The 1428-nt window shown below is 67.9% G+C and carries 1 protein-coding gene; it reads left to right on the plus strand.

All coding sequences use genetic code 11. The features are described from left to right. Window positions 1-1428, plus strand: a 1428-nt coding sequence (ftsZ, locus tag EN925_RS35675) for a cell division protein FtsZ (protein WP_128337358.1), incomplete at both ends; no start/stop codon positions are given.

The following is a 1428-nucleotide window of genomic DNA, read 5'->3' on the forward strand; positions in this document are numbered from 1 at the left end:
CCGCCGGTTTGCGCGGCGTCGAGTTCGTGGTGGCCAACACCGACGCGCAGGCGCTGACCATGTCGAAGGCAGGCCGCCTGATCCAGCTCGGCGCTCACGTCACCGAGGGGCTCGGTGCGGGATCGCAGCCGGAAGTCGGCCGTGCGGCGGCGGAAGAGTGCATCGATGAAATCCTCGATCACCTGACCAACACCCATATGTGCTTCGTGACAGCCGGCATGGGCGGCGGCACCGGCACCGGTGCTGCTCCCGTCGTTGCGCGCGCAGCGCGCGAAAAGGGCATCCTCACCGTCGGCGTCGTCACCAAGCCGTTCCACTTCGAAGGCCAGCGCCGCATGAAGACCGCGGACTTCGGCATCGAGGAATTGCAGAAATGCGTCGATACGCTGATCGTCATCCCCAACCAGAACCTGTTCCGGCTGGCCAATGACAAGACCACCTTCGCCGATGCCTTCGCCATGGCCGACCAGGTGCTCTATTCCGGTGTCGCCTGCATCACCGACCTGATGGTCAAGGAAGGCCTGATCAATCTCGACTTCGCCGACGTGCGCTCGGTCATGCGCGAGATGGGCAAGGCGATGATGGGCACCGGCGAGGCTTCGGGCGAGGGCCGCGCGATGGCCGCCGCCGAAGCGGCGATCGCCAACCCGCTGCTCGACGAGACCTCGATGAAGGGCGCCAAGGGCCTGCTGATCTCGATCACGGGCGGCCGCGACCTGACGCTGTTCGAAGTCGACGAAGCGGCGACCCGTATCCGCGAGGAAGTCGACCAGGACGCCAACATCATCCTGGGCGCCACTTTCGACGAGGAACTCGAAGGCGTCATCCGCGTCTCGGTGGTTGCCACCGGCATCGACAAATCGGCGGCTGAAATCGCCGCTGCGCCGATCTCGATCCGCACGGCGCCTCCGAAGCCGGTCAGCCGCCCGGCGGCTCAGATCGCGGAGGCTCGCCCGGCGCCTGTCCAGCAGGCGGCCTACGAGCCACGCGCTGTCGACCCTGTCGCCGAAGCCATCCAGCTGGCCGAAGCCAATGCCGCGGCGATGGCGCAGGCGCGCCCGGCTCCTGTCGCTCAGGCAGAAGATTTCCGCCCACAGAGCAAGATCTTCCAGGCGCCGCCAGCACAGCCGATGCCGCAGCCGGTGGTCCAGCAGATGCAGCCGGCCCCGCAGCCGCGCGAGATGCTGCGCGAAGCCCCGCAGCCTGTTGCCATGGCGCCTCAGCGTATGCCGCGCGTCGAGGACTTCCCGCCCGTCGTCAAGGCCGAGGTGGATGCCAAGAGCCGCCCGGTTGACCACGAGAACAACAGCGGACCGATGGGCCTGCTGAAGCGCCTGACCAACGGACTGACCCGCCGCGAGGAAGAACCCGCAAGGCTGCAGCCGGCGCAGCCGCGCGAGCCCAAGCTGCGCCAGGCCGCGCCCGAAG

This window comes from Mesorhizobium sp. M7A.F.Ca.US.006.04.2.1 (assembly GCF_004022915.1).
In the GTDB taxonomy this organism is placed as follows: Bacteria; Pseudomonadota; Alphaproteobacteria; order Rhizobiales; family Rhizobiaceae; genus Mesorhizobium; species Mesorhizobium ciceri.